At 36.1% G+C, this 3,028-nt stretch carries 1 protein-coding gene and 1 pseudogene; one reads left to right on the top strand and one right to left on the bottom strand.

Annotated features, from left to right (window positions below; translation table 11 throughout):
- Window positions 1-77: 77 nt before the first annotated feature.
- Entirely contained in the window at window positions 78-1,355 is a 1,278-nt protein-coding gene (locus O9324_RS25235; RefSeq protein WP_353851747.1) for an RNA-guided endonuclease InsQ/TnpB family protein, read from the bottom strand.
- Between the two features lie 444 nt (window positions 1,356-1,799).
- Here O9324_RS25235 and O9324_RS25230 point away from each other — a divergent pair.
- A pseudogene (locus O9324_RS25230) lies at window positions 1,800-2,682 on the top strand (IS5 family transposase).
- Window positions 2,683-3,028: the final 346 nt, after the last annotated feature.

Below are 3,028 nucleotides of genomic sequence, written 5' to 3'. Positions count from 1 at the left end.
AAGAGAGATAGGCTTTTAGTGGCTTGGGAACAAGCTTTATCAATTTATTCATAATAAATTTGGCAGAGGATTAAAGATTAGTTATTGTGACTAACTCTTTTGATTAGAAAAAGATAAACTTGAGAATCTTCGGTCAAATTTATTGACTCAAAATCAGCTGTAATTAATTTAAATGAAACAGCCCTAGGGGCAGGGGGGGTTTCTGTTTGCCCAACAGTACCGTTGAGATGATTGCCCAAATATTGTAACCCTTTTTTAAGAATATTTATGGCTGCATTATGATCCCTATCTAAGACTGTTTGACAATTAGGACATTGATGAGTTCTAGTGCTTAAGGTTTTTTGAACTCTCGTCCCACAAACTGAACAATCTTGAGAAGTGAAATGTGGTGGTACAGCAACACAAACAATCCGATAAATCTTGGCAAAATAATTCAACCATTCAGTGAATTGATACCAAGAAGCATCGGAAATCGACTTGGCAAGCTTACGGTTTTTGACTAAGTTTCTTACCTTTAAAGCTTCATAAACTACCAGATCATTAGACTGGACTAACGCCAAAGCGTCTTTAATTGCTTTGTTTTTACGTTGTCTTGATACTTTAAGATGAAGCCTAGCTACTTTTATCCGTTGCTTGTGATAGTTTTTGGACTGTTTCTTTCCTTGACGAAATCGTTTTGATAATCGTCGTTGTGCTTTTTTTAGTCGTTTTTCTGACTTGCTTAAATAACGTGGATTCTCTACAGTATTACCTTGGGCATCGGTATAAAATTCCTTTAACCCTAAGTCAATTCCTGTTATTTGTCCCGTTGGTTTATGGTATTCTTGCCGTTCTACGTCAATCAAAAACTGACAATAATAACCGTCAGCACGTCTAACAACTCTTACCCGTTTAATCTGTTGCTCTGAATAATAAACTAAGGTTTTTTGACTACACCATAAATCAAATTCTCCTGCTTTAAAGCCATCGGTGAACTTGATTTTACGTCTATCATCAGATAGTTTGTAGCCCGTTAGTTTGTATTCAACAGAACGGCTATGTTTTTTAAATCGAGGAAAACCCTTTTCCCCTGGTATCTTGGCATGACAATTCTGGTAAAACCTATTAATTGATTGCCAGGCTCTATCAGCAGCCGATTGACGAGCTTGAGAGTTTAATTTATTAACCCAAGGGGTCTCTTTATTGTTAGCTAGTACCGCGCAAAGTTTTTGGAGATCATTGCGGGTTGTCCCTTGATTGTCCATCCAATAACGAACACAAGAGTTACGCACAAACTGAGATGTCCTAATTGCTTCATCTAGTCTTTGGTATTGTTCTGGTGTCCCGTTTTTTAACTTGGCTTCTACGACTAGCATTGATTAATCCTCGACCATTGGATAGTTTAAATATAACACAGTTTACCCATAGATGGTAGTATTAAAATCGTGCTTCGCAGTTAATATCCTGGTCGGATTTCATCCCCCGCAAAGGTTGATGTCTTGTCGAAAAATTTAGCGGGGGCATTCATCCGACATTTTAGGTAAAAAGGCCAAAGGCAAAAGAAAGCTGTCAGTATTCTCCGAGTCAGTATTCTCCGAGTCAGGACTCATCGTTCGCTCAATTTTTCGGGAGTGAAGGAGTAAAATCGGTTGAAAGACTTGCCCCGTAAAGATTAGAGCGAAACCAGCGACTTCACTAGACCCCTTGCCTAATTTTTTTATTGTATAATAGAGGGTTTGGCTTTTTTCTCAATTTTTAGATGGAAGTGGAAAAAAGAATAAAATGTGATCTTAGGTCAGGAAATCATCTATACTTTTGCTATGTTTATTAGCAAAAATATGGATTATCAAAACTTATCAGATGAACAATTCAAACGCCGTTTCGGTGTGTATAAACAAACATACAGAAAGATGGTAGAATCAGTAAAAAGTGTTGAAGCCGACTCTAATTCAGCGTTCGGATGCGCTCACGCCGAAGCCATCTAAAAGGAGACCGAAACCTAAACTATCTATAGAAGAACAAGTTTTAGTAACGTTAGAATATTGGCGAGAATATAGAACATATTTTCACATTGGTACAAGCGGTAAACTATCAGAATAAACTATAGGTCTGATTGTAAATAAGACGGAAAAACTGCTTTGACAATCGGGAAACTTCCGTTTAAAAGGAAAAAAATCTCTACTAAATCAAGCAGAGATACCGGTCGTAACGGTAATGGATGTAACGGAAACTCCCATTGAACACCCCCAAAAGAAACAGAAAGATTTTTTGGGGGGTAAAAGAGGTTATCATACTTGAAAATCCCAATTAGTAGCTGATAAAAATACCAGGGAAATTATCTGTGTCTTTTGTGGGAAAGGTAGAGGTCATGATTTTAGTTTATTTAAAAAAAGTCGAATTCGTTTTCATCCTTTAACTACTAGCAGAGAAGACAGTGGTTATCAGGGAATAGCTGCATACCATAGTAATAGTTATACACCGAAAAAGAAACCGAAAAATAGAAAATTAACAGAGTTAGAGAAGGGTTATAACAAGGCTTTAGCCAAAGAAAGGATTATCATTGAAACTATAAATAGGAAACTCAAAATCTTGAAAATTTTATCCTGTAAATATCGGAATCGTCGTCGAAGATATAGTTTAAGAGTTAACCTGTTGGCGGCTATTTATAACTATGAGTTAGGGATAGGTATAGCAACTTATTAAAAGTTGCCAAACATTAATCAAGTCAAGGAGAATTTATTCTCAATTATAAAAATTGAGATAGTTTGTGCCGCTTAAATAAAGAGGTTTTGATAACCAAATTAAAGCAGCTCTAAAGAGTTTTGAGTTAAAAGTTAAACTTCAAGTCTTCATTCAGGACGAATGTACTGATTAACTAATTTTTTGGGGAAAATTAGTTAACCCATCATTATAACTGGACTTCCCCCATACATAAATACTAAAAAATTAACAAAACCCTTACTGCAGGTCGCTTCTAAGAAAAAATTGAAAAGAGGCTACTGGGTACATTTTTTACTTGAAAATGGCTGTACCGTTGACTGTATCTGGA

This window comes from Microcystis sp. LE19-84.1B (assembly GCF_027531875.1).
Classification (GTDB): Bacteria; Cyanobacteriota; Cyanobacteriia; order Cyanobacteriales; family Microcystaceae; genus Microcystis; species Microcystis panniformis.
This window is presented reverse-complemented; position numbering and strand designations above follow the sequence as displayed.